General features: G+C 65.4%; 23 protein-coding genes and 1 pseudogene. 12 read left to right on the top strand and 12 right to left on the bottom strand.

Annotation, left to right across the window (positions count from 1 at the left end; all coding sequences use genetic code 11):
* Window positions 1–39: 39 nt before the first annotated feature.
* Window positions 40–822: a PspA/IM30 family protein gene (locus AC1X6S_RS10330; RefSeq protein ID WP_483405660.1), complete on the top strand. Its 783-nt coding sequence runs from the start codon at window positions 40–42 to the stop codon at window positions 820–822.
* Between the two features lie 179 nt (window positions 823–1001).
* Here AC1X6S_RS10330 and AC1X6S_RS10325 read toward each other — a convergent pair whose 3' ends face one another.
* A complete protein-coding gene (locus AC1X6S_RS10325) occupies window positions 1002–1748 on the bottom strand; it encodes a gamma-glutamyl-gamma-aminobutyrate hydrolase family protein (RefSeq protein WP_483405659.1) in 747 nt (248 codons plus the stop codon).
* Between the two features lie 136 nt (window positions 1749–1884).
* On the opposite strand from AC1X6S_RS10325, the gene AC1X6S_RS10320 reads away from it, so the two are divergent.
* The 4 genes and pseudogenes from AC1X6S_RS10320 (at window position 1885) to AC1X6S_RS10305 (ending at window position 5761) form a co-directional block, all read left to right on the top strand.
* A complete protein-coding gene (locus tag AC1X6S_RS10320) occupies window positions 1885–2700 on the top strand; it encodes an arginase family protein (RefSeq protein ID WP_483405658.1) in 816 nt (271 codons plus the stop codon).
* A gap of 38 nt (window positions 2701–2738) precedes the next feature.
* Window positions 2739–4166 (top strand): dihydrolipoyl dehydrogenase family protein, encoded by a 1428-nt coding sequence (locus AC1X6S_RS10315; RefSeq protein ID WP_483405657.1) that lies wholly within the window; start codon window positions 2739–2741, stop codon window positions 4164–4166.
* A pseudogene (locus AC1X6S_RS10310) lies at window positions 4127–4522 on the top strand (Fe-S oxidoreductase); the annotation flags it as partial. The gene AC1X6S_RS10315 and the pseudogene AC1X6S_RS10310, both read left to right, overlap by 40 nt.
* A gap of 207 nt (window positions 4523–4729) precedes the next feature.
* Window positions 4730–5761 carry an LLM class flavin-dependent oxidoreductase gene (locus AC1X6S_RS10305; RefSeq protein WP_483405898.1) on the top strand — a complete coding sequence of 344 codons (1032 nt, stop codon included), beginning with the start codon at window positions 4730–4732 and terminating at the stop codon, window positions 5759–5761.
* A 41-nt stretch (window positions 5762–5802) separates the two neighbouring features.
* Here the strand turns inward: AC1X6S_RS10305 and AC1X6S_RS10300 are convergent, their stop codons facing one another.
* Window positions 5803–6633: an aldo/keto reductase gene (locus AC1X6S_RS10300; protein WP_483405656.1), complete on the bottom strand. Its 831-nt coding sequence runs from the start codon at window positions 6631–6633 to the stop codon at window positions 5803–5805.
* Window positions 6634–6777: 144 nt separating this feature from the next.
* Between AC1X6S_RS10300 and AC1X6S_RS10295 the strand changes: the two genes are divergently transcribed.
* Complete coding sequence (locus AC1X6S_RS10295; protein ID WP_483405655.1) at window positions 6778–9066, top strand: hypothetical protein; 2289 nt, start codon at window positions 6778–6780, stop codon at window positions 9064–9066.
* A 218-nt stretch (window positions 9067–9284) separates the two neighbouring features.
* Here the strand turns inward: AC1X6S_RS10295 and AC1X6S_RS10290 are convergent, their stop codons facing one another.
* The 3 genes from AC1X6S_RS10290 to AC1X6S_RS10280 all read right to left on the bottom strand — a co-directional run bounded on the left by AC1X6S_RS10290 (window position 9285) and on the right by AC1X6S_RS10280 (window position 11969).
* Entirely contained in the window at window positions 9285–9758 is a 474-nt protein-coding gene (locus AC1X6S_RS10290; RefSeq protein ID WP_483405654.1) for an SIP domain-containing protein, read from the bottom strand.
* 66 nt (window positions 9759–9824) lie between these two features.
* Window positions 9825–10409, bottom strand: coding sequence for a carboxymuconolactone decarboxylase family protein (locus tag AC1X6S_RS10285; protein ID WP_483405653.1), 585 nt, complete (start codon window positions 10407–10409; stop codon window positions 9825–9827).
* Window positions 10410–10535: 126 nt separating this feature from the next.
* Window positions 10536–11969: an amidase gene (locus AC1X6S_RS10280; RefSeq protein ID WP_483405652.1), complete on the bottom strand. Its 1434-nt coding sequence runs from the start codon at window positions 11967–11969 to the stop codon at window positions 10536–10538.
* A 104-nt stretch (window positions 11970–12073) separates the two neighbouring features.
* On the opposite strand from AC1X6S_RS10280, the gene AC1X6S_RS10275 reads away from it, so the two are divergent.
* The 3 genes from AC1X6S_RS10275 to AC1X6S_RS10265 are packed head-to-tail and all read left to right on the top strand — an operon-like array spanning window position 12074 to window position 14162.
* Window positions 12074–12436, top strand: a complete 363-nt coding sequence (locus AC1X6S_RS10275) for a GntR family transcriptional regulator (protein WP_483405651.1) — start codon at window positions 12074–12076, stop codon at window positions 12434–12436.
* On the top strand, window positions 12433–13347 hold the full coding sequence (locus AC1X6S_RS10270; RefSeq protein ID WP_483405650.1) for an ABC transporter ATP-binding protein: 915 nt from the start codon (window positions 12433–12435) through the stop codon (window positions 13345–13347). Before AC1X6S_RS10275 ends, AC1X6S_RS10270 begins: the two co-directional genes overlap by 4 nt.
* Complete coding sequence (locus AC1X6S_RS10265) at window positions 13344–14162, top strand: hypothetical protein (RefSeq protein ID WP_483405649.1); 819 nt, start codon at window positions 13344–13346, stop codon at window positions 14160–14162. The genes AC1X6S_RS10270 and AC1X6S_RS10265 overlap by 4 nt, the downstream gene beginning before the upstream one ends.
* 876 nt (window positions 14163–15038) lie before the next feature.
* Here the strand turns inward: AC1X6S_RS10265 and AC1X6S_RS10260 are convergent.
* From AC1X6S_RS10260 to AC1X6S_RS10240, 5 genes are all read right to left on the bottom strand, one after another.
* Entirely contained in the window at window positions 15039–15407 is a 369-nt protein-coding gene (locus AC1X6S_RS10260; RefSeq protein ID WP_483405648.1) for a hypothetical protein, read from the bottom strand.
* Between the two features lie 7 nt (window positions 15408–15414).
* On the bottom strand, window positions 15415–15993 hold the full coding sequence (locus AC1X6S_RS10255; RefSeq protein ID WP_483405647.1) for a GNAT family N-acetyltransferase: 579 nt from the start codon (window positions 15991–15993) through the stop codon (window positions 15415–15417).
* A gap of 104 nt (window positions 15994–16097) precedes the next feature.
* On the bottom strand, window positions 16098–16802 hold the full coding sequence (locus AC1X6S_RS10250; RefSeq protein ID WP_483405646.1) for a uracil-DNA glycosylase: 705 nt from the start codon (window positions 16800–16802) through the stop codon (window positions 16098–16100).
* Window positions 16799–17524 (bottom strand): type 1 glutamine amidotransferase family protein, encoded by a 726-nt coding sequence (locus AC1X6S_RS10245; RefSeq protein ID WP_483405645.1) that lies wholly within the window; start codon window positions 17522–17524, stop codon window positions 16799–16801. Before AC1X6S_RS10245 ends, AC1X6S_RS10250 begins: the two co-directional genes overlap by 4 nt.
* Window positions 17525–17533: 9 nt before the next feature.
* The gene (locus AC1X6S_RS10240) at window positions 17534–18049 is read right to left on the bottom strand and encodes a phosphoribosyltransferase (protein WP_483405644.1); all 516 of its coding nucleotides are present in this window, start codon (window positions 18047–18049) and stop codon (window positions 17534–17536) included.
* Between the two features lie 56 nt (window positions 18050–18105).
* Here AC1X6S_RS10240 and AC1X6S_RS10235 point away from each other — a divergent pair, with 56 nt between their 5' ends.
* A complete protein-coding gene (locus AC1X6S_RS10235) occupies window positions 18106–19398 on the top strand; it encodes a GNAT family N-acetyltransferase (RefSeq protein WP_483405643.1) in 1293 nt (430 codons plus the stop codon).
* On the opposite strand, the gene AC1X6S_RS10230 is transcribed toward AC1X6S_RS10235, so the two are convergent.
* On the bottom strand, window positions 19395–20141 hold the full coding sequence (locus AC1X6S_RS10230; protein ID WP_483405642.1) for a phosphotransferase: 747 nt from the start codon (window positions 20139–20141) through the stop codon (window positions 19395–19397). The genes AC1X6S_RS10235 and AC1X6S_RS10230 overlap by 4 nt on opposite strands.
* A gap of 30 nt (window positions 20142–20171) precedes the next feature.
* On the bottom strand, window positions 20172–20951 hold the full coding sequence (locus AC1X6S_RS10225) for an SDR family NAD(P)-dependent oxidoreductase (RefSeq protein WP_483405641.1): 780 nt from the start codon (window positions 20949–20951) through the stop codon (window positions 20172–20174).
* A gap of 206 nt (window positions 20952–21157) precedes the next feature.
* Between AC1X6S_RS10225 and AC1X6S_RS10220 the strand changes: the two genes are divergently transcribed.
* Entirely contained in the window at window positions 21158–22480 is a 1323-nt protein-coding gene (locus AC1X6S_RS10220) for a bifunctional o-acetylhomoserine/o-acetylserine sulfhydrylase (RefSeq protein WP_483405640.1), read from the top strand.
* Window positions 22481–22602: 122 nt separating this feature from the next.
* Window positions 22603–23499 carry an oxygenase MpaB family protein gene (locus AC1X6S_RS10215; RefSeq protein WP_483405639.1) on the top strand — a complete coding sequence of 299 codons (897 nt, stop codon included), beginning with the start codon at window positions 22603–22605 and terminating at the stop codon, window positions 23497–23499.
* The last annotated feature ends 28 nt before the right edge of the window (window positions 23500–23527 follow it).

The raw sequence follows: 23527 nt of genomic DNA, 5'->3' as shown, positions 1-23527 counted from the left end.
GGCTCGCTTCATGACATCAATCGATCGGAAGGAAGAACTATGACCAAGCAGTCAATCTTCGGGCGCATCGCCCAGCTGGCGAAAGCGAACATCAACGCTCTCATCGACCAGGCAGAAGACCCGCAGCTCATGCTCGACCAGATGGTGCGTGACTACACCAACAGCATCGCTGAGGCCGAGAGCGCCATCGCCGAGACGATCGGAAACCTGCGCCTTCTCGAGGAGGACCACGCCGAAGACGTGCGTGCGGCAGGCGACTGGGGCAATAAGGCACTCGCCGCGAGCCGCAAGGCAGACGAGTACCGTGCGGCGGGCAACAGCGCAGACGCCGACAAGTTCGACAACCTCGCGAAGGTGGCCCTGCAGCGCCAGATCACCTCCGAAAACGAGGCGAGGATGGCCGAGCCGCAGATCGCGTCGCAGACCCAGGTCGTCGACCAGCTCAAGAACGGCCTCAATGGCATGAAGGGCAAGCTCGAGCAGCTCAAGTCGAAGCGCAGCGAGCTCATCGCCCGCTCGAAGACCGCCGAGGCCCAGAAGAAGGTCGCGGATGCCGTCAAGAGCATCGACATCATGGACCCGACCAGCGAGGTCAGCCGGTTCGAAGACAAGATCCGTCGCGAGGAGGCCAAGGTCCGCGGCCAGCAGGAGCTCGCGGCCTCCAGCCTCGACGCCCAGTTCGAGTCGCTCGAGGACATCGGCGAAATGACCGAGGTCGAGGCCCGGCTCGCCGAACTGAAGTCAGGCGGCTCGCGCGCCGTCTCGGGCAACTCAAGCGCACCCGCCGTCACACAGGGCGCGCCGTACACCCCGGGTGAGTAGCACGTCACCCGCCGCCTAGCTCGCGGGATTGACAGGTAATCGCACGGTTATCAGGCAGGTTCTCAACGACCGGTCCTGATAATCGTGCGATTTCCTGTTAACCGTGCCCTGCGGCATCCGTCGTCGCCAGCCACCGCTTGCAGAAGAACCCGGTGAGCGGATGCCGTTGGCGGGCGAGGTCAGGAACGCTGCAGCTGAGCGCGGGTCTCGGCCGCGAGGCCGTCGAGCAGGACGCGGAGCTGCCCGGTGGGCGCGAGGAGGCCCTCTGGATGCCACTGCACACCGGTGATGGGCAGCGACTCGTGTTCGATGGCCTCGATGTGGCCGTCGTGCGCCCAGCCCACAGCGGTCAGGCCATCGCCGAGCCGGTCGGCGACCTGGTGGTGCGCGCTCTGCACAAGGATGTGCTCGCGACCGAAGCGCTCGGCGATCCTGGACCCGCGCTCAAGGCGGACCGGGTGCTCGACCAGGGCGTACTCCACCGGAAGATCGGTGACGCGGTGCCCCGGAGCTTCAACATGCTGCAGCAGAGTGCCGCCGAGCGCGACGTTGATGACCTGGTGCCCGCGGCAGATGCCGAGCACCGGCGTCCGCGTCGCGGCGGCGCGACGAACAAGTTCGATCTGTGCGGCATCCGCAATTTCGAAGTGATGGCTTTCGCCCTCGTAACCGCGTTCGCCGTCGTAGAACTGGGGATCAATGTCTTCGCCGCCCATGACGATGATGGCGTCCGCGGAGTCGGCCGCATCGAGCAGCCCGGTGACTCCGAGGTCGGCGGCGGACAGCTGCGTGACATCCCAACCGGTCTCGCGTGCCTCGTGGGCCGCCCGGTCGATCATGGTCCTGACGTAGGCGTCGTACTCGGGAGCGTTCTCGCGGCGAGTGGTGACCTCGACGACAACGAGGCGCGCAGCGGCGTCAGACACGGCGGCCTCCTTCGGGTTGTGGTTCCATTCTGCCCTCTCCCCGAGAGAAATACCGTATGCCGGTGCAACACCGCGCAACACACCGGTAAGCGCAGGGGTCTCGGCAAAACCCGATCCGCTGCCGGATACTAAGAAAATGGCGACTTTCATGGTGGTGCCCGCGTGGCAGGGTTCCGGTTCTTCCCGAGCGATGCGACTCATCGATGGTGCTGACGCGATCGGCGGCGACCTGCCATCCACGGCGACGGTTCGAGTCGAGGTTCCCGTCGAAGCCGGCGAATCGCTCGACACCGGAGTACACCGGCTCTCATCGCTCCTCGTCATCCGTGAACACCAGCTTGCCGCCCTCCGAGAGGCGACGGCCCCCGTGATCACGATCGGCGGAGGGTGCGCTGTTGCCCTCGCCTCGATCGAATACGCGGCTGCGGACGGCGATGTCTGCGTCCTGTGGATCGACGCCCACTCCGACCTCAACGACGCCGTGTCGTCACCATCCGGTTCGTTTGATGGCATGGTGCTGCGCTCGCTGCTCGGCGAAGATATTCCCGAGCTGGCATCAACCGCTCCGCTCGATCCCTCACAGGTCGTCATTCTCGGCGCACGCTCAATGGACGATGCCGAGCAGGTCGTGATCGACGAACGCGCGATCCGGATGCTGTCTGTCGACGACTGGACGCCGGAATCCGTGATCGAGGCGGTTTCGGCATCCGGAGCATCGAAGGTCTTCATTCACATCGACCTCGACGTGCTCGACCCCGCTGACATCGCGGGCACATCGTGGGCTGAGCCGTTCGGCCTCCCTGCGGCACACCTCGTTGACCTCATCGGCGGCGTCCGCGGTTCGTTCGAGCTCGCGGGTGCCACGATCTGCGGCTTCGCGCCGTCGAGCCCCGAACGAGCGGTCGACGACCTGCCTACGATCCTGCGAATCATTGGAGCGCTCGCGCGCTGACATTCCGCAGCGTGGGTGGTGACCGGTAGCCTCGGGTCATGACTGAGAAGCAGTACGACCTCATCGTCCTCGGGGCAGGACCGGTGGGTGAGAATGTCGCTGATTACGCGACGAAAGCTGGCCTCACGTGCGTGATCGTCGAGCGTGAACTTGTCGGCGGGGATTGCTCATTCTGGGCGTGTATCCCCTCGAAGGCGTTGCTGCGGCCGCCGTCGGCCCGTGACGCTGCACTGCGGGTGGCCGGGTCGAAGCAGTCCGTCACCGGACCACTCGATGTCGCTGCGGTGCTCGCGCGCCGCGACTCGTTCGTGAGCGACTGGGACGACACCGGCTCACTGCCCTGGCTCGAGAGCGCGGGGATCGACCTCGTCCGTGGGCACGGGCGGCTCACCGGAGTGCGCACCGTCGAAGTGACGACGGATGCCGGCGAGACCGTCGTTCTCGAGGCCAGGCAGGCCGTCGCTGTCTGCACCGGGTCAGACGCGCTGATCCCCCACATCCCCGGCCTCTCCGAGGCGGCACCGTGGACGAGCCGCAACGCGACAAGCGTGAAGGACGTGCCGGAGTCGCTCGCCATCATCGGCGGCGGAGTGGTCGCCGCAGAGATGGCGACCGCGTTCATCGCGCTCGGGTCGACGGTGACCGTCATCGCCAGAAGTGGATTGTTGTCCGGACTCGAACCGTTCGCGGGCGAAGCGGTGACGATGCGGCTTCGCGCCGACGGCGCCACCGTCCTCCACGGTGCACCCGTCGGGGTCAGCCGCGACGACGACGGCTTGGCGGTCATCGAGTTGGACTCCGGTGAAACCGTGACGGCCGCCGAGGTTCTCGTCGCGACGGGCCGCACGCCGCGAACCACAGACATCGGGCTCGAGACCGTCGGACTCACACCCGGTGACTGGATCAGCGTTGACGATTCGCTCCGTGTCGACGGAGTGGATGGCGGCTGGCTGTACGCGGCGGGCGACGTCAACCACCGCGTGCTCCTCACCCACCAGGGCAAGTACCAGGGGCGCGCCGCCGGGAAGGCGATCGCCGCCCGCGTTCGCGCGCCGGAAACGCAGGCCGAACCGTGGGGCGACCTGGCGGCATCCGCTGATCACGAACGTGTGCCGTCGGTGATTTTCAGCGAGCCGCAGGTGGCGACCGTTGGGCTCACCGCTGCCGCGGCGGAGAAGGCCGGTTACCGCACGCGCGTCGTCGACTACGACCTGGGTGCGGTCTCAGGCTCGGGACTCCACGCCGACGGGTACGAGGGTCATGCGCGCATGGTCGTTGACGAGAACCGGGGCGTTGCGCTCGGGGTGACCTTTGTGGGGCAGGATGTCGCGGAGCTGCTGCACGCAGCCACCATCGCTGTCGTCGGTGAGGTGCCGCTCACCCGGTTGTGGCACGCGGTGCCCGCGTTCCCGACGATGAGTGAGATCTGGCTTCGGCTGCTCGAGACCTACCGGGCCGGAGAGTGACGGGCGTGGGTTCGAATTCGCTGTTCAGCCGCGCCGGTTATCTGTACGCGACCGCCGTCGGCTTCATCTGGGGCTCGATCTGGTCGACGGGAAAGATCACGCGCCGCAATGGGCTCTTCGTCTTCACCGGGATGCCGAAATGGACCTTTGGCCGAGGCGGGTCGTGTGTCGGCGGGTGCTACCTCACCGACCGGAACGTGTCGGCCGATGTGCTCGAACACGAGGCGGTGCACAAGGAGCAGTGGCAGCGATACGGGATGGTCTTCCCGATCCTGTATTTCTTCGCCGGGCGGGATCCGCTCAAGAACCGGTTCGAGATCGAGGCAGGGCTCGAGAAGGGCGGTTACATCCGGCGTCCTTCGGCCGGGCGTACCGCCGCCGGACGCGTGGCCGCGGGGAATCCCTCCGGTTCTCGCGCCGGGCGTCCCGCTGCTGGCCGGCCTGCTACTCACGGAAAGTGAGGTGCTGGAAGTGATCGTGGCTGAGTCGACGCCCGTGGTAGTGCTCGTGCTTGCGGCGGTTGCCTCGCACGCGGTCGCGTCGCAGGCAGAAGGGTCGTGAGCATGGAGCTGGGCGTCTATAGCTTCGGGGACATTCCGCTGAACCCCGAATCCGGGCAGCTGGAGTCCGCCGAACAGCAGCTCAGGAACACGATCGAGCGCATCAGACTGGCCGACGAGCTCGGCCTCGACTGGTTCGGAATCGGCGAGCATCACCGCCCGGAATACTCGATCACGTCGCCGGCGACGGTGCTCGCGGCGGCGGCTTCGGTGACGAACAACATCAGGCTCTCGAGCGCCGTCACCGTGCTCTCCACGGAAGACCCGGTTCGGGTGTTCCAGCAGTACTCGACGATCGATCTCCTCACGGGAGGCCGGGTGGAGATCGCGGCCGGTCGCGGGTCGTTCATCGAGTCATTTCCGCTGTTCGGTGCCAACCTTGCCGACTACGACGAACTCTACGAGGAGAAGCTCGGACTCCTTCTCGAGATCAACGCTCATGAGCGAGTGACCTGGCACGGCAAGTACCGGCCAGCGCTCACCGATGCAGTCATCCTGCCTCGGCCTCACTCGGGCAAGCTCGACATCTGGATCGCGACGGGAGGAAACCCCGAGTCGTCGATGCGCGCCGGGTACCTCGGGCTCCCGATCAACTACGCCATTATCGGTGGGTCGCCCGAGCAGTTCGCGCCGCGTGCCCGGTTGTATCGCGAGGCGGGAGCGGCGGCCGGCCACGCGGCATCCGCCCTCAAAGTCGCTGTCTCGGGTCCGGGGTTTGTGGCGAAGTCGAGCCAGGAGGCGAAGGACACGTTTTTCCCGTACTGGCACAGGTCGATGACCGCGATTGCGGCTGAGCGCGGTTTCACGGCGCCGAGCAGGCTGGGGTTTGACACCCAGACGGCACGCCGTGGTGCGATTTTCGCGGGAAGCCCGAACGAGGTGGCCGACAAGATCATTGCGCTTCACGGTCACCTGGCGCACGATCGGCACGCGCTGCAGATGGACTGGTCGGGTCTCCCCCACCCTCTGGTGATGACCTCGATCGAGTTGCTCGCGACCGAGGTGCTCCCGCAGGTGCGGGCCGAGCTGGGGTAACGCGTCGTTGGCGGATGGGCCGCCTGAGGTTGTCGCGCGAATCAGTCCAGGTCGTCGGGGTCGCGACCGGTGCGCTCGCCCGACTCGAGGGTCGCGATGCTCGCGAGGTCTTCGCCGTCGAGTTCGAAGCCGAACAGGTCGATGTTGGCGGCTATCCGCTCGGGAGTGACGGACTTCGGAATGACGACGTTTCCGAGCTGCACGTGCCACCGAAGCACGACCTGCGCGGCAGTGACGCCGTGTTTGTCGGCGATGGCGTCGAGGGTCGGGTTCCCGATCACGCGACCGCGCGCGAGCGGCGACCATGCCTCGGTGAGGATGCCGTGGGCCGCGTTGAATTCGCGCGTCGCCTGCTGCGGGAGCCACGGATGCAGCTCGATCTGGTTGACCGCGGGGACGACATCCGTTTCTGCGAAGAGCCGCTCCAGGTGGTGCGGGTGGAAATTGCTGACGCCGATGGACCGAACCCGGCCGTCGGCCTGAAGACGCTCGAGTGCGCGCCAGGTGTCCACGTAGCGGTCCTGGGTCGGCGCGGGCCAATGGATGAGGTAGAGGTCGAGGACGTCCAGTCCGAGCAGGCTCATGCTGGTGTCGAACGCTCGGAGTGTTTCGTCGAAGCCCTGGTCGGTGTTCCAGACCTTGGTGGTGACGAAGATCTCATCGCGGGCAATTCTCGAGCGGCGAATGCCCTCTCCCACCTCGGCTTCGTTGGCGTAGAGGGTCGCGGTATCGATGTGCCGATAGCCGTCTTCAATGGCGGTCACGACGGCATCCGCTGTTCGTTCACGAGGAACCTTGTACACCCCGAAGCCCACCTGGGGGATGCGGTGGCCATCGTTGAGCGTAAGGGCGGGGACTGTTCGGGGATCCATGGGTCCATTATGGTCGCGCCGGTGTGGAGGTGGGCAGTGGAGTCAGATTCTGTGGGGAGCCTTCGTTCTATTTTTTTCGGCTCTACTTTGAGATATCTTCGAACGTATCTTCCAATTTGGCGGATCGCTTGGTAAAATTTGAGCATGGTTCAGATCTCGGAGCAGGTTCGCCGGGTCGCACTCGACGTGTGCGATCGAATCGCTTCGCTTGAGGCCACTCTCACGCCTCGGTCGGTTAGTGCGGTGTCTGACGCTGACCCTTCCGGTGTCCCCCGCTCGGCGTTGACTGGTGCTGCGCTGCCCGGTACGGCGCTGCCCGGTGCGGCGCCATCGAACGATGATTCCCCGACCGCCGCTGCCCGCCGGTCAGGTTGCGATGAACCCGCACCATTGTCGATCCTCATTGACCGGGCCAGCGACGCCGAACTCCAGGATCTTCTGCGTGATGCGTCACGGTTGCGGTCCGAGGCGGATGCCGTGGTCGCCGCGACCGCCGGTGTGGTCGCGAAGCGTTCCGCTCGTGAGCTCGGTTACTCCGGGTTGGCCAAGCGTAACGGCGACCACAATGCCGTCGACATGGTGCAACGACTGACCGGATCCACCCGGGTTGAAGCGGTCCGCCAGGTGAAGCTCGGTGAAGCGATGGGCGAGGCGGATGCCGCCACCCACCCGATCGTCAGTGGCGGCTCTGGCGATGGGCTTTTCGGTGGGCTCGGTGGGCTTGATGGCGGCCCGGGCACGGATGACGGCCTCGACGGCGGCCGAGATGGTTCCGGCGGCCGAGATGGTGCGGACGCAGGGCCCGCGGCCACGCGACCGGCACCCGAGGTGCCGTGGCATGAGCCCCTCACCCGTGCGGTCCGCGACCGGATCCTCAAGCCTGAAGCGGTCACGATCATCATGCGAGGCCTGGGTGAACCCAACGAACGGGTCAGCGCCGACGACCTCCGGATCTCGGCGGAACAGATCCTCACCGAGGCCGTCGGCACCAACGCCGACGAGCTCGGCCGGCGGGCCCGGTTCCTCCGTGACCAGATCGACCCGGTTGGCGTCCGACTCCGCTGGGACCAACACTTCCAGAACCGCAAATGGCGCTTCTCCCGCTCCGCCGACGGTGTGAGGACCGCGTGGGTCGAGTTCGACGACGAATCAGCGGCATACATCGACCAACTCGTCGGCGCTGGAATGCGACCCCGCCGCGGCGGCCCCCGCATGATCGACCCCGCCGACGCCGAACGCGCCCAGCGCCTCATCGACGATCCCCGGAGCAACGACCAGCTCGTGTTCGACCTCCTGATGGCGACCCTCAAAGCCGGTGCCGAAGCCGACCCGAACACAGCATTCGGCAACCGCCAGCCCGGAGTCCGGATCGTGATCACCCAGGACCAACTCGACACCCGCGACGCCGACGGCCACCTCACCGGCACCGGATTCAACGAAGACACCGGAGAAGCCATCCCCGGCAACATCATCGAGCGACACATCTGTACCACCGGCACCCGCCCGGTCCTCGTCGACCAGAACAACAACCCCCTCGACGTCGGCCGCGAACAACGTCGCTTCACCACCAAGCAACGCATCGCCCTCGCCATCCGTGACGGCGGCTGCGTCTTCGAAGACTGCACGAGACCCCCGTCCTACACCGAAGCCCACCACATCAACGAATGGGCCGCCGACCACGGACTCACCAACATCGCCGACGGAATCCTCATGTGCCGCGAAGACCACATGCTCATCCACAACACCGGCTGGAAAATCATCCGCAACGGCACCACCTACTCCGCCATTCCACCCAAAACTCTCGACCCCGAGCAAAAACCACGCCCCCTCCGCAGCCGTTCCGCCCTCAAACAACCCCCGCCCCGCGCACTCGAACAACGAAAACAACGCGCCATCGAGGCCGGGCAAGCGGCGAGTAATGACGGCAGCGCAGACGACAGTGTGAGCGCCACGGGAGGTGCGGGAGGTGCGGGACACACGGGAGGCACGGCCGACCGGATCAGCTCGAACCGGAGCGTCGGTGCTTCGCCGCCACCACCGACCCCATCACCACCGCCATCAACCCCGTCGGCATCGGCATCGCCATCGCCATCGCCATCGGCATGGGCATCGCCATCGCCATCGCCATCGCCATCGCCATCGCCATCGCCATCGCCATCGCCATCGCCATCGCCATCGCCATCGCCAGAGTCTGCCAAGTCCGAGACGCCATCGGTTGCCATGTCGCCCCAGCCTCACGAACGACCACCGATTCCACCCATTCCACCGGCGGCACCATCCCGGCAGGCACCGGGATCACCTGCGGGGCCCATGTATCCTTCGGGCTCGTCGCGGCCCGCGAACCGAGACCGAACGGCTGATCAATCCCAATCCCAGCGCCGCCGCGAATCGAGTCAACGGGCTATGGAGACCTGGTATGTGCCACCGGACTAGACCGATCGCCAGCGGAACCATCGACCGAACGCGCTCGAGGCTCTGACCAGAGCGGAGCAGCCCAAGCCAGGCCAAACCGGATTGGAGCAGACGTGACCAAAGCAGACGTGACCAAAGCAGACGGACCAGACCAGACAAAAGCGGACGGCCAGAACCCACTCCACTCCGACGCAGACCGGCAGGACCGGACCGGACCGGACCGGACCGGACCGGGGATGTTAGCGCGAAACGCCCAGGCGGTACGCGGGTGGCGTCTGAATCACGTCGGCCGCAACACCAAGAGAGGTCGTAAGGTACTCGTGAGCTTCCGCAACACCGCGATAGTGGCCACCGAGCCAAATGTGCGCCTCTTCGGGATCGCTGCACAGCATCTCGCCAGCCCACGCCCGAACGGCCCGCGAAAAGGCCTCACCCTGAGCACAACCGGCGCCAGATCCGGGAACACCCGAACGACGCGACCGGGGCAACCACGTCACTGTCATCCGCGGCGGAACATCCAGCGAACCGATCTGATCTTCGGATTCGACCTCAACGAACACCCGACCGGTTGCACACAGCGGAAGAGTCGACAGGACCGCCTCAAGCTCGGGAAGGGACGATTCGTCACCGGCAATCAGAAACTGAACACGGTGCTTATGGTTCGATTCGTTCACCTTGTGACCGGCGTGGTCGGTGCGGCGCTGTACTGTCATGTCCCTCTCAGTATAGGCAAGCCTTACCTTAATCACCAGACAATGCAGCGCCTCCCCAGCCGGTTCTCAGTGGGCTCCGGCGTGAGTGTCGGGCCCTCCGGCCTGACTCCGTTCCGGAGCGGGTTGGGTTGCGGGTGCTTCGCGGGGATTGACGGGTGAACCAGAGTGAGCCGAGCCCGCCGATTCGGCAAACACCGGATCGACGAGGTAGCGACTCGTCACTGCAATTCGGTTGAACGCATTGATCGACACGATCACCCAGGAGAGCGCAGCAAACTCCTTCTCCGAAAATACCGCCATCGCTGCGTTGTACACGTCATCGGAGACGTGACCATCCGAAATCAGCGTCATCGCTTCACACAGGGCAAGCGCAGCACGCTCACGCTCGGAATACAGGCCAGCCTCCCGCCAGGCGGAAAGAACTGTGAGCCGTTCGGTCGTCTCACCGAGCGCGAGTGCCTTCTTTGTGTGCACCCGAAGGCAATACGCACAGCCCGTGATTTGGGACGCCCGCATCTGCACGAGCTCAGACAACAGCGGCTCGATCCCGTTGTCCCGAGCGACCTGGCCCACCTCCGTGGACAGCGCCGCCAGCTTTTCGTACACAGACGGAAACGTCTTGGAGAGGTGAACCCGCGCAGCTTTAGTCATCTGTCCATCATGATGCAGGAACGCTGGAGTGTCACAAATGTCACACAAACACCTACCCGCAGCCGTCGGAGCTGCGCACCGCACGTTCCGGCCACGGAGTGCACAAGCGAAGGCGTGGCCAGCGGCTCACCGGTTCGCGAAAGCTGGACTCCGGTGCTGCCACCGGATCCGGCGCTCCAACTGGGCTCCGATCGACAGCAGTGTCGCCTCACCGCCAGGCCGTCCGATCACCTGCACTCCCATCGGCAACCCCTCACTGGTCTCCGAGATCGGAAGAGTAATCGCGGGCAACCCGGCTACATTGACGAATGACGTGAACGGCGAGTACTCCACCTGCTGCCAGAAGTTCTCATCAGGATCCTCCAGATCATACGAACCAACCGGCCTCGGCAGCTGACCGAGCGCAGGCGAGATCACTGCATCAAACTGCGAGAACTGCGCAATGACTGAACGCTCGAATCCGCTCATAATCGACAACGTCTCCATCACCTCCCTGGCCCCGATCTGACGACCGCCGCGCACCAGCTCGGCCGTCACGGGCTCGAGCAACTCGAGACTGTCGTCGGACACCGGGATCGTCGCGGCCGAAATCTGCCACAGTCGCCGGAACGCATCGGCGTAAACGCCACCGTGTGAGAGAACAACCTCTTCCATGCCGTGTCCGATGGACGACAACTGCGCCAGCGCAATATCAAGGGCTGCGGATGCCTCCGGCGCGATGACGATGTCCCTCGCGTCGTCAAACGGGCTGTTTCGAAGCACCCCGATATTGAACCTGCCCTCACCCCGCACCGCAGCACCGAGCAGATCACCGTCGTTGTCGTCGGGCGCCCGCAGGGTGAAATGGTGATCGATGCGGCCATTGCGACGCGCGATCATGGCGTCAAGCAGGAGCGCAGCATCCGCGACGCTGCGGGCGATCGGCCCCTTGACGGCCAGCCCGCCGACAGAATCGATACCGGAGCCCGCCGGAACAAGACCGCGAGACGGCTTGATTCCGACCAGACCACAGGCCGCAGCCGGAATCCGAATGGACCCTCCCCCATCACTCCCCGGCGCAAAGGGCAGCAGCCGGGCAGACACCGCTGCAGCAGCCCCACCGCTGGACCCGCCGGCACCGAGCGACAGGTCCCACGGGTTCCGTGCGGGTGGGGCAACACGGGACTCCGTGTAGCCGTACATGCCGAACTCGGGAGTATTCGTCTTACCGAGACTGATCGCTCCCGCATCGTCGAGCACCTCAACGATCTCGTCGGATCGGTGAGAGATAGTCCCCGTGAACGCCTTGGAGCCAAAGCCCGTTTGCACCCCGCGGCGCTGGGTCAGGTCTTTATCAGCGGTCGGCAGCCCCCACAGCGGACTGGTCCGTGACACGACGGACTCGAGGGTCTCTGCCCGCCGGATCGCGGCATCCGCTGTCACCGTAACGAACGCGCCCAGGTCGGGGTTGAGCCGCTCGATCCGTTCCAGGTAGTGAGTCACCAGCTCGCGCGGTGAGAACTCCCCCCGCTGCAGGGCCAGCCACTGGTCGAGCGCACTCAGTTCATGAAGTTCGGTCACCCAACGAGCTTAATCCGCCAATGTTCTCGAATTTGCTTGACAAACCGAAAGAAAGGATGTTGGTTAGTTAGTGAAGTAACCAACCGAGCAACCGCGGAGGCGCCGTGATCGACGAAGGCAAACCAATATTCGTGCAGATCGCGGAACAGATCGAAGACGACATCATCGCCGGCTCTCTTCCTGAGGAGAGCCAGGTGCCGTCGACGAACGAATTCGCCGCGTTCTATCGCATCAACCCAGCAACCGCCGGAAAGGGCGTCAACCGCCTCGTCGACGACGGAATTCTCTACAAAAAGAGAGGCATCGGCATGTTCGTAGCCGAGGGCGCCCGCGCCCGACTCATCCAGGTTCGAAAGGACCGTTTCCGCGATGAATTCGTACGACCCCTCATCGCCGAGGCAGCAAAACTCGGGATCGATCCCGACCAGCTCAGCGAAATGATCTCTACGGAAGGCGTCTCAGCATGACTCACACATCAGACTCTCGATCCGACGCTGTCGTCAGCGTGCGGAACCTCACCAAGCGATTCGGCAAGGTCACCGCGGTGAACAACGTCGACTTCGACATCACCCCCAACACGATCACCGGCCTCCTGGGCCGGAACGGAGCGGGAAAGACCACGATCATGCAGGTACTTACCGGACAGGAGTTCGCGACATCGGGCGACGTCCGCGTGTTCGGTGAGCCTCCCGCCGAGAACGCACGGGTGCTCAGCCGCATCTCGTTCATCAAGGAGAGCCAGCGCTACCCGGACGACTTCCAGGCGAAGCACGTGTTTGCGAGCGCGCCATGGTTCTTCGAGAACTGGGATGCCGAGTTCGCCGAACAGCTCGTCGAGGAGTTCCGACTCCCCGTCGACCGCCGCATCAAGAAACTCTCCCGCGGCCAGCTGTCTGCGGTTGGCGTCATCGTCGGCCTCGCGTCGCGCGCCCCGCTGACGTTCTTCGACGAGCCTTACCTGGGACTGGATGCTGTCGCTCGCCAGCTCTTCTACGACCGGCTTCTCGCGGACTACGCGGAGCACCCCCGCACCGTCGTGCTCTCCACTCACCTGATCGACGAGGTGGCGCAGCTCCTCGAGCACGTCCTCGTGATCGACCAGGGCTCGATCATCATCGACGAAGCCGCTGAGGCTCTCCGGGGTTCAGCGACAACCGTCGTCGGCATGCGGGGCGCCGTTGACGCGTTCGTCGCCGACCGCGAGGTCCTCTCCCGCGAGGGAATCGGGGGGCTGGCATCCGTCACCGTCGGCCCGCTCAGCGCCGACGACAGGCGAGAGGCCGCGAGCGCGGGCCTTGAACTCTCCCCTGTCTCTCTCCAACAACTCATCGTTCGACGCACCAACGTCACCGAGAAGGAATTCGAGATCCAATCATGACAACAGCATCCTCAACGCAAGGCACACAACGGACCCGACAGGTGGCCGGTACTCCCTCGAACCCGGTGACAGCGGGCAACCCCCAGCCCCTCAACCGGATCTGGAACGCCGCTCGGCTGAACCTCATCAACAAGTGGACGGTGTACTGGATCCCCCTGATGATCCTGGCGTTCATCTGGCTGATCAACATGCTGATCTGGTGGATCATCGCAGCGAACGTCACAGGCGGCGACCGGCAGGACGCCCTGGACGGCACCCAGTGGAGTGGCGCATCCTTCTACATCTTCGTGTACATGCTCGTCGTCGGCGCCCAGGCCATGAATATGACGTTCGCCTATGCGCTTGGGCTCAGCCTCACCCGCCGCGAGTTCTACCTCGGCTCGACACTGGCGTTCCTCCTGCTCTCGGTGTCGTACGGCGTGATCCTCACAGTGCTCTCCTACGTGGAGGAATGGACGAACGGCTGGGGTTTCGGTGGCCACATGTTCACCTCGGTGTACTTCGGTTCGGGTGAGGTCTGGCAGCGACTCTTCGTGTTCACCGTCGCCATGATGTTCTTCGCCTTCATCGGCACGGTGAGCGGAACGATCTTCATGCGCTGGCGCACGAACGGGCTCCTGGTCGCAGGCGCGATCACCATCATCCTGATTGTCGGTGCCGTGGCACTGGTTACCCTGACGCAGACCTGGCACCTCGTCGGCGAATGGTTCGTCGCCTCAGGACCACAGGGGGTCGTTGCCTGGTTGCTCGTACCGACGGTGCTCTCGGCACTCGCGGGATACTTCATCCTCAGCCGGGCGACCTCCCGCGGATAGGAACCGCACACGTCGAACGCACGGTGACCGCGGGCGTTCGGTGCAGGAACTCAGCACACAGGCCGGTGGGGCGACAGCTCCACCGGCCTTTGTCGCGTGTGAACCACCGCCGCGCACTCGGCGCCGGGGCGACCGGTTACGTTCGCGTGTCACCTTCAGCGCGGCAGCCTTGCAGTACCGTCGTTCAACGGTCGCAACTGCACGGTTCGGCGACGTTTGCCGCGCATTCGTGACAGTCGAGCGCCGAAGCAGTTCACTACCGTCGTACAACTGTCGCAAATGGCGGGTTTCAGCGCGTTTGCCGCGCATTCGTGACAGTCGAGCGCGGAAGTGGTTCAGTACCGTCGTTCAACCGTCGCAAATGCACGGTTCGGCGGCGTTTGCCCTGCACTCGTGACAGTCGAGCGCCGAAGCAGTTCAGTACCGCGGTTCAACCGTCGCAAATGCACAGTTCGGCGACGTTTGCCGCGCATTCGTGACAGACGAGCGCCGAAGTGGTTCACTACCGTCGTTCAACCGTCGCAAATGCACGGTTCGGCGACGTTGCCCGTGCACTCGCGACAGTCGAACGCCGAAGCAGTTCACTACCGTCGTACAACTGTCGCAAATGGCGGGTTTCAGCGTGTTTGCCGTGCACTCGTGACAGTCGAGCGCGGAAGTGGTTCAGTACCGTCGTTCAACTGTCGCAAATGCACGGTTCGGCGACGTTTGCCGCGCATTCGCGACAGACGAGCCCCGAAGTGGTTGAGTACCGTCGGTCAACCGTCGCAAATGCACGGTTCGGCGGCGTTTGCCGTGCACTCGTGACAGTCGAGCGCAGAACCGGCTCGATGGCGAGACGATAGCGCGGTCGCCTCGCCGCGGCGAGACCCCGACTCAGCGCTCGAGCTCGGCAGCCAGCTCGGTCAGGAGTCGCCCGAAGGCGGCTGGCGAGTCCGCGAGCACCGCGCGTCCGGCCAGCGGCCCGGCCCAGTGAAACCTCGGTGCAACGTTGAGCAGCTCGTGCTCGATACGAGCGCCGTCATCGGATGCCATGACCCGGTATTCAGCCCGATACCACCAGTTGCCCTGCACTGCGATGAAACGCGCGGCGCTGTCGACGGCGGGCGAGACTTCGGTCGAGCTCTCACGCAACCGTCGCTCGAGAGCCGCGAAGACGGCATCCGGGTCCGCATGGATCTCCCCGGCGTACGCACGAAGCGGCGTGCTCCTGGCCGGGCGCTCAAGTGGCGCAGATTCAGTCATCGCGCGCCTACTTCAGCGATTTCTGCAGCAAAACGGTGCCGAGCCAGCGCTCAAACTTGAACCCGACCCGCCCCATCCGGCCGATCTCCACGAACCCGAAGGACTCGTGCAGCGCGATCGAGCCCTCGGCGCCCTTGTCACTGATCACGGCGAGAATCTCCTTCAGACCGGCCTTCTTCGAGCGGTCAATGAGTTCGCCGAGCAGCACACGACCGAGCCCCTTGCCCGTCGACGCCGGGCCCAGGTAGATCGAGTTCTCGACGGTGAAGCGGTACGCCCGCTTGTCCTTCCACGGCGACACCAGCGCGTAGCCGAGGATCACCCCGTTCGGCGACTCGGCGACGATGAACGGCAGGCCGAGCTTCTGCAGCTGGGCGAACTTCGCCTTCCACTTCGCGAGCGACATCTTGTCTTCGTCGAAGGTCACGACACTGTTGGCGACGTAGTAGTTATAGATCTCGCGAATGTGCGGCAGGTCCTCCGGCCGCGCCTCGCGAATCGTGTAACTGAACGGCGTCTCTGGCTCGGGTTTTTTGCGCAGGTGCGGCGGCAATCGGCGTCGGGGCTGGTATTCCTCTTCAAGCACGGTTCAAGAGTAGATGACCCGTGTGTCGATCCCGTTTCGTCTTCCGGAATCATCTCTGCGGACCGGCATCTCTGCGGGCGACGGAGACTGCCGTCGGAGTCGTCTCACCAGAGGGTCGTCGAGTCCAGCCGCCAGTCGATGGGCTCAGCGCCCTGCTCGACGAGCAGTTCGTTGGCCCGGGAGAACGGCCGTGAGCCGAAGAACCCGCGCGAGGCCGAGAGCGGGCTCGGGTGCACGCTCTCGATCCGTGGGGTCGTGCCGAGCAGGGGCGCGAGAGCCTGAGCGTCCTTTCCCCAGAGGATCGAGACGAGCGGCTTGTCCCTCGCCGCGATGGCACGGATGGCGCACTCGGTCACCGCCTCCCAGCCCTTCCGCCGGTGCGAACCCGCGACGCCCGGCGACACGGTGAGCACACGGTTCAGGAGCAGCACACCGCGATCGGTCCACGGGCTCAGGTCGCCGGACTCGGCGGGCGCGATGCCCAGATCGTCGTTCAGCTCTCGGTAGATGTTGACGAGGCTTCGCGGAAGCGGCCTGACGTGCGGATCCGCAGCGAATGACAGGCCGATCGGATGCCCCGGTGACGGGTACGGATCCTGCCCGACGATGAGCACCCGGATGCCGTCGAGCGGCGACCGAAAAGCGCGCAGCACATTCTCCGGTGCGGGCAGAAATCCCCTGCCCGACTCCGTCTCAGCGTCAAGGAACGCAGAAAGGGCATTCAGCTCGGGCTGCACAGGTTCGAGCGCGCTCGCCCAGCCCGGATCGATCAGACCCTGGGCGGCGAGCTCGGTGAGGGTGAAATTCATCCAGCGGCGAGTGAGGAGACGCGGACACCACCGTCAGTGGACAGGACCTGCCACACGCTGCCGGCGCCGACGACGCGAAGAGCGCCCTCGCCGACGACAAAGGCTGTGTTCTCATCGATCGCGACGCCGCCGTCGACGAGGCCCGCTTCGGTTGCCGCGATGAGTCGCGACAGGTTGCCCCACTGCACGGCGTGCACGTCGACCGAGATATCGAGGAGGCCGATGCCGTTCTCAACGGTGACCTCATCCAGGTGTTCAGAACCCGCCTCGGGGCTGACCTCGACGCCACCGATCCGCCAGCCGCCGACGAGAGCACGCTCGGATGCGATCGAGGCCCCAGCGGAGAAGCCGAGGTACGGTACGCCGGATGCGACGAGCCGCCTGATTTCGCCAAAGATCGGCGTGAGGCTCGCGAGGTACGCGGGCGTCAACCCGCCGCCGACGATAATCCCGTGCACGCCGGCCAGTGCAGCGGGCGTCGCGGTCTCGCCGAACGCGAGTGAGGTGACCACAGGTTCGAACGCCCCGGCTGCTGACGCGGCATCGACCAGCTTCGCCGCGTGTGCATCACCGTCTTCATCGCGGACCACGATCACGGCGATGCGCGGCGCACCATCGAAGGACTCGGACTCCGCGCGTTCAGCAGCCTCCGCAACGAACAGGTCATAGACCGCGGAACTCTTCGATTCGGACCAACCGCCGCCAACCAGGTGCACACTCATACGTCGAGCCTACGGTGCGTCGGCGGTCACCGGCGGCAACGCCGACCACGGGAAGGTGATCCACCTGTCTGTCCTGCGCCAGACGAAGTCGGGTTCGAGGACCGTCCGGGGCTTGGAGTAGAGGGTCACCGTGCGCACCGTCGCGCCGTGCCCGCGCAACAGGTCGACCACCATCGCGAGCGTGCGACCGGAGTCAGAGACGTCGTCGACGAGCAGCACATTCTGGCCGAGGAGCGCGGGAGCATCGAGAAGCGGCGGCAGGAGCACGGGTTCCGGCAGTCGCTCGTCGACACCCGTATAGAACTCGACGTTGATGCTGCCGCAGTTCTTTGTGCCGAGGGCGTACGAGATCGACCCGGCAAGAAGCAGGCCACCGCGCGCAATGGCAACGACGATATCGGCGGTGAAACCCGAAGTGAGAATGGCCTTCGCCAGCTCGCGTGAGGCCGAACCGAACTCGTCCCAGCTGAGGACCTCGCGGTCTGGAACGGGGGCTGGGGAGCTGGTCTCGGCCGCGGGTGTCATGGGTTCACGGTACCCCTCCGGAACTCCTCCTCAGAACACCAAGGTACGGTTAAGCAGTGAGCAAACACGAGAAGGAATACGAACTCCACGTCTTCGGCGCGGCCGCACCGACCGACGACAACTTCGCCGAGACGGTGGGTTGGATCCAGATCGAGAACCAGGCGTTCCACTACCCCCGCATGACCGACGAGGCCGTCGCCAGGGCAGCCGTCCGCCTGAGGACGGACGACCAGGTCCTCACCGGTGCGTACCCGGTCACGCGCCGCGCGTCCTCGCTTCCGCCCGAATACCCCGTCGCCACCTTCGCCTCGTTCGAGAAGACCGTCAACGTCGGTGGCGGTCACCTCGTGCCCACTCACCTGATTTCGTCCGTCACCGTGCGTCCGACCCACCGCCGCAAGGGCCTCCTCCGCCGCATGATGACGGACAGCCTGACTCGCGCTCACGAAGCGGGAATGGCGATTGCCGCACTGACGGCAACCGAAGCCACCATCTACCGCCGGTTCGGGTTCGGTCCCGCCACCTGGGCCAACAACATCTCCGTCGCCACCGACGCGCGCTTCCGTCTGCTCACGACACCGACCGGAACCGCCGAGTGGGTCGACGCCCGCGATCTCATCGACATCGCCCCCGCCGTGTTCGACCGGTTCCACGCCAGCCAGACCGGCTCCGTCGGCAGGCACGCCGGCATCTGGGGTCGGATCTCGGGACAGGCCGACGAGGCGAAGGACGAAGACCGCGCGATCCGCGCGGCGCTGCACTACGACACCGATGGCGAGATCGACGGTTACGTCTCCTACCGGTTCGGCGGCAAGGGAACAGACGCGCGGTCGGTCGAGGTCCTCGACCTCGTCGCGGCCGACGACAACGCCTACCTGGGCCTCTGGTACTACCTCGCGTCGATCGAACTGTGCGACTCGGTGACCTGGCGGGCAGGTCGGCTCGACGACCCACTGTCCTGGGCACTCGCCGACCCGAGGGCGATCACCGTCACCGCCAACGAGGACTGGGTCTGGCTGCGTATCCTCGACCCGATCGCCGCGCTCGAGGCGCGCCCGTACGTCACCGACGGCGACATCGTCCTCCGCGTCATCGATGACCTCGGATTCGCCGACGGCGTGTTCCGGATCTCGGTAACGGATGCCACGGCGCGGGTGGAACGCGCGGATTCCGCGACCCCCGACATCGAGCTCGACGCGTGGGTGCTCAGCTCGCTCTACCTCGGCGGCGCCGATCCCGTTGTGCTGCGCGCCGCAGGACAGCTCATCGAGCACACCGACGGCGCGGCTCGGCGACTCAAGGGCCTGCTGGCATCAGACGGCCCGGTCTACGGCATCACGCACTTCTAGGCGGACGCCCGGAGAACCGACGCGAGGTATTCGGCGTCACGGTCGTAGGCGAGAGCCTCCGCCCTGAGTTCCGGTTTGAACAGTTCCTCCGCCTTCTCCCGCGACAATTCCGCCAGATCCCACAGCCGGGTCGCCGCAACGCGCAGAACATCGCGCCAGGTGGCATCCGACCCATACGCCTCGAGAATCAGCTCAACGCGTCGCCTGGCGTCGTCGGCACCGGGAGCGCCGGCGGGCGGATGCCGGGTGAGCGGGCAGGCGCGGGTGGCGAAATAGGCCAGGTCCCAGAGCCTGGGGCCCGGCGAGGCCTGGTCGAAGTCGATCGCACCCACGATTGAACCGTCGGTGGCGAAGGCGAGGTTGTGCGGCGCGAAGTCGTTGTGGCAGATCACCTCTGAGGGAATCTTCGTCGGCGACTGCCAGATTGCCGTGTCGACGCCGAATCCGATCGACGCGTCATGCAGTTGCCTGAGCTTCTTCGCGCCGTCGATGAGCACCGCATCGTCCCAGATCCAGGTGGGAAGCGGATAGACCGGCACATCCCCGTGGATGAAGCTCAACACCTCGTTGTCGTCATCGCACCGGATCGGCTGCGGCGCCCAGTCGATGCCGTTGCGCTCGAGGTAGCGAAGGTACCGGTGCACCGTCGGCGTCCACGGCCCCGCTGTTCTCCGAACCGTGTTCCCGATCCTGGTGACGGCATTCATGTTTCCGCCAGCGAGCGCGCCATCGGTATTCGTCATGCCGAAGAACCTACACGCGAGTCAGGCCGTTCAGCTCCGCTTCATCGCGAGTTCGCCACGGATCACCTTGTGCAGGGCTGCCTGGGCGACCGGCTTCACGACGATCGAGTCGATGTTGACGCGCGCGGGCAGTTCGACGGCGTGCACGATGGCCTCGGCGATGTCATCGGCAACGAGCGGGTCTGGCACGTCGTCGTAGACCGCGTCGGCGCGGGCCTGGTCACCGCCGAATCGCACGAGCGAGAACTCCTCGGTGTGCACCATGCCCGGAGCTACGTCGATGACGCGGATCGGCTCACCGGCGAGTTCCAGCCTGAGCACGGCGAAGAGCGCCCGCTCAGCGAACTTGGCGGCGTTGTACCCTCCGCCTCCCTCGTAAGCGATGAAACCGGCGACCGATGTAACGCCGACGATCGACGCGGCATCCGGAACTTCGACCGTGTCGCGCAGAACGGGAAGCAGCGCGGAAATCACTCGTTTGGTGCCGAGCACGTTGACGTCGAACATCCTTGCCCAGTCATCGGGGTCGCTGGCCTCGACGGAGTCCATGCCGAAAGCACCGCCAGCGTTGCAGACCAGGACATCAGCACCACCGGATGCCGCCACCTCGTCCCGCAGGCGGTCGACGTCGGCCTGCACCGTGACGTCGGCGACAACGACGTGGGCACCGGTTTCCGCGGCGAGCGCCTCCAGCCGGTCCCGCCGGCGGGCGACGCCGACGACGTCCCAGCCACGGCTCGCGAACAGGCGAACCGTCGCCTCGCCGATTCCTGAACTTGCCCCTGTCACCACTGCGCGTCTTCTCGTCATTGCTCCAGAGTAGCGGCGGGTCCACGCGGGACCGGAGATCCGATAGACCGCCGTATTTTGGGGGTTCGACTACGCCATGTTGCGGTGGGCCCGATTACGTCATGTTGCGGTGGGATTGTGTGCCTGCTGTCACGGTGCTTAGTCTCGAATGAGGGCCAAGCCCCAGCCCGCGTGTCCCCCGCCCCCTCACCCGAAAAGAGCTCATCATGGCCGATTCAGCTTCCTGGCAGTTCGAAACCAAGCAGATCCACTCGGGTGCTGCGCCCGACCCGACAACAAAGGCTCGCGCGACGCCGATCTACCAGACCACGAGCTATGTGTTCGACAGCGCGGACCACGCGAAGAACCTCTTCTCCCTCGCCGAGTTCGGCAACATCTACACCCGGATCCAGAACCCGACGCAGGCCGTCGTCGAAGAGCGGGTCGCCGCTCTCGAAGGGGGCAGCGGCGCCCTCCTTCTCGCGTCCGGCCAGGCCGCGTCGACGGCCTCGATCCTCAACATCGCCCAGGCGGGCGACCACATCGTCTCGTCGTCGTCGATCTACGGCGGTACATACAACCTGTTCAAGTACACGCTCGCGAAGCTCGGCATCGAGACAACGTTCGTCGAGGACCAGGACGACGCTGACGAGTGGCACCGCGCCATCCGCCCGAACACGAAGCTGTTCTTCGCCGAAACGATCGGCAACCCACGCATCAACATCCTGGATATCGCGCTGGTGTCGAGCATCGCGCACGAGGCAGGCATCCCGCTCATCGTCGACAACACGATTGCGACGCCATACCTGATCCGGCCGTTCGAGCACGGCGCGGACATCATCGTGCACTCGGCGACGAAGTTCCTCGGTGGCCACGGCACGGTGATCGGCGGCGTCATCGTCGATGGCGGCACGTTCGAGTGGTCGAAGAACGTGGAGAAGTTCCCCGGCCTCACCGAGCCGGACCCGTCGTACCACGGTGCAAGCTACACGACGGCTGTCGGTGATGGCCTCGCGTACATCATCAAGGCGCGCGTCCAGTTGCTCCGCGATCTCGGTGCGGCCATCGCCCCGGCGAGCGCCTGGCAGCTCATCCAGGGAATCGAAACCCTGTCCCTCCGGATCGAGCGTCACGTACAAAACGCGCAGGAAATCGCGGAGTGGCTCGACAGCCACCCGGACATCGCGAGCGTGAACTACTCGGGACTGCCGTCGAGCCCCTGGTACGCGGCGGCAAACAAGTACGCGCCGAAGGGTGTCGGAGCCGTGCTGAGCTTCGAGCTCAAGGGCGGCGTCGACGCCGGAAGTGAGCTCGTCAACTCGCTGAGCCTGTTCTCCCACCTCGCCAACATCGGTGACGTTCGCTCTCTCGTTATCCACCCGGCGTCGACGACGCACTCCCAGCTCACCCCGGAGCAGCAGCTCACCACCGGGGTCACGCCCGGCCTCGTGCGCCTGTCGGTCGGCCTCGAGAACGTCGCTGACCTCAAGGCAGACCTCGAGCAGGGTCTCGCCGCTGCCCGAAAGGTCGTCGAGGCCGCGCGGGCGTAGCCGGGTCAGAAACCCCTGAGCGGATGCCGGGGCGCCGGACGATCGCCGCAACTGTCGATCGCCGGAGCTGCCGGCGACCGGACGATCGGCGCGCTCCCAGCAGCCGGAGCTATCCTCGCCCGATGACGAGGCTGGCCGACGCGTGGAAGTCGCATCTCCTGAGCACACTCTCCGGCTCGAGCGAAGGTCGACCCGCCTGGGTGGACCGACTCGAGGACGGTGATGACGCCGGCTTCTTCGGTCCGGGCTCGGCGTCGTGGCTGGTGCACGGTGAACTCCCGACGATGGTCGCCGGCATCCGATCGCTCCTGATGCAGGCACTCCATCCGGGCGCACTGGCCGGCGTGCACGACTGGTCGAGGTATCGGGAAGACCCGCTCGGCCGCCTGTCCGGCACCATCCGCTGGCTGATGACCGTCACCTTCGGTGACACGGCCACCGCCGTCACCGAGTCGCAGCGCGTCGGCCGGTTCCACGAACGCGTCACGGGAACGTACCTCGACGCGAACGGCGATGAGCGCGAGTACGCGGCCGGCGATCCGGAACTCCTCGACTGGGTGCACTCGGTCTTCACCGATTCGTTTCTGGCCTGCCAGCTTCTCTGGGGTTCAGCGATTCCCGGCGGCGCAGACGCCTATGTCAGCGAGTGGGCGAAGGCGGGCGAGCTCATCGGCGTCGAGCAGCCACCCCGATCGGCCGCTGAGCTGGAGGAGCATCTGCACTCGGTGTATGCGGCAGGCACCCTGAAACATGACGAGCGAGTGGCCGAGATCGTGCACTTCATCCGCAATCCTCCGTTGTCACGAGGGGTCATTCCGGCCTACCGGGTGCTCTTCGCCGGCGCGGTGGCGTCGATCCCCCGCGAGTACCGTGAGCTCCTCGGCCTTCGTCGACCGCTGTGGCCCGCCGTCACGACCACCCGGGTGGTTCTCGGCGGCGTCCGACGCATTCTTGGCCGCCGGTCGACCTCCGAGGATGCCGCGCTTCGCAGAATCGCGCGAATTTCGGCATCCGTCTGAGCGAATCAAGCCGCCAGTCGTAACACGA

Source organism: Mycetocola sp. Y442 (genome assembly GCF_056898615.1).
Note: the sequence above shows the minus strand (reverse complement) of the source record. Positions and strands in the feature narration are given on the sequence as shown.

Coding starts and splice junctions, on each gene's coding strand:
- AC1X6S_RS10330 (WP_483405660.1), top strand. CDS start 40: ATGACCAAGCAGTCAATCTTCGGGCGCATCGCCCAGCTGGCGAAAGCG.
- AC1X6S_RS10320 (WP_483405658.1), top strand. CDS start 1,885: ATGGCGACTTTCATGGTGGTGCCCGCGTGGCAGGGTTCCGGTTCTTCC.
- AC1X6S_RS10315 (WP_483405657.1), top strand. CDS start 2,739: ATGACTGAGAAGCAGTACGACCTCATCGTCCTCGGGGCAGGACCGGTG.
- AC1X6S_RS10305 (WP_483405898.1), top strand. CDS start 4,730: ATGGAGCTGGGCGTCTATAGCTTCGGGGACATTCCGCTGAACCCCGAA.
- AC1X6S_RS10300 (WP_483405656.1), bottom strand. CDS start 6,633: ATGGATCCCCGAACAGTCCCCGCCCTTACGCTCAACGATGGCCACCGC.
- AC1X6S_RS10295 (WP_483405655.1), top strand. CDS start 6,778: ATGGTTCAGATCTCGGAGCAGGTTCGCCGGGTCGCACTCGACGTGTGC.
- AC1X6S_RS10290 (WP_483405654.1), bottom strand. CDS start 9,758: ATGACAGTACAGCGCCGCACCGACCACGCCGGTCACAAGGTGAACGAA.
- AC1X6S_RS10285 (WP_483405653.1), bottom strand. CDS start 10,409: ATGACTAAAGCTGCGCGGGTTCACCTCTCCAAGACGTTTCCGTCTGTG.
- AC1X6S_RS10270 (WP_483405650.1), top strand. CDS start 12,433: ATGACTCACACATCAGACTCTCGATCCGACGCTGTCGTCAGCGTGCGG.
- AC1X6S_RS10265 (WP_483405649.1), top strand. CDS start 13,344: ATGACAACAGCATCCTCAACGCAAGGCACACAACGGACCCGACAGGTG.
- AC1X6S_RS10260 (WP_483405648.1), bottom strand. CDS start 15,407: ATGACTGAATCTGCGCCACTTGAGCGCCCGGCCAGGAGCACGCCGCTT.
- AC1X6S_RS10250 (WP_483405646.1), bottom strand. CDS start 16,802: ATGAATTTCACCCTCACCGAGCTCGCCGCCCAGGGTCTGATCGATCCG.
- AC1X6S_RS10245 (WP_483405645.1), bottom strand. CDS start 17,524: ATGAGTGTGCACCTGGTTGGCGGCGGTTGGTCCGAATCGAAGAGTTCC.
- AC1X6S_RS10240 (WP_483405644.1), bottom strand. CDS start 18,049: ATGACACCCGCGGCCGAGACCAGCTCCCCAGCCCCCGTTCCAGACCGC.
- AC1X6S_RS10230 (WP_483405642.1), bottom strand. CDS start 20,141: ATGACGAATACCGATGGCGCGCTCGCTGGCGGAAACATGAATGCCGTC.
- AC1X6S_RS10225 (WP_483405641.1), bottom strand. CDS start 20,951: ATGACGAGAAGACGCGCAGTGGTGACAGGGGCAAGTTCAGGAATCGGC.
- AC1X6S_RS10220 (WP_483405640.1), top strand. CDS start 21,158: ATGGCCGATTCAGCTTCCTGGCAGTTCGAAACCAAGCAGATCCACTCG.
- AC1X6S_RS10215 (WP_483405639.1), top strand. CDS start 22,603: ATGACGAGGCTGGCCGACGCGTGGAAGTCGCATCTCCTGAGCACACTC.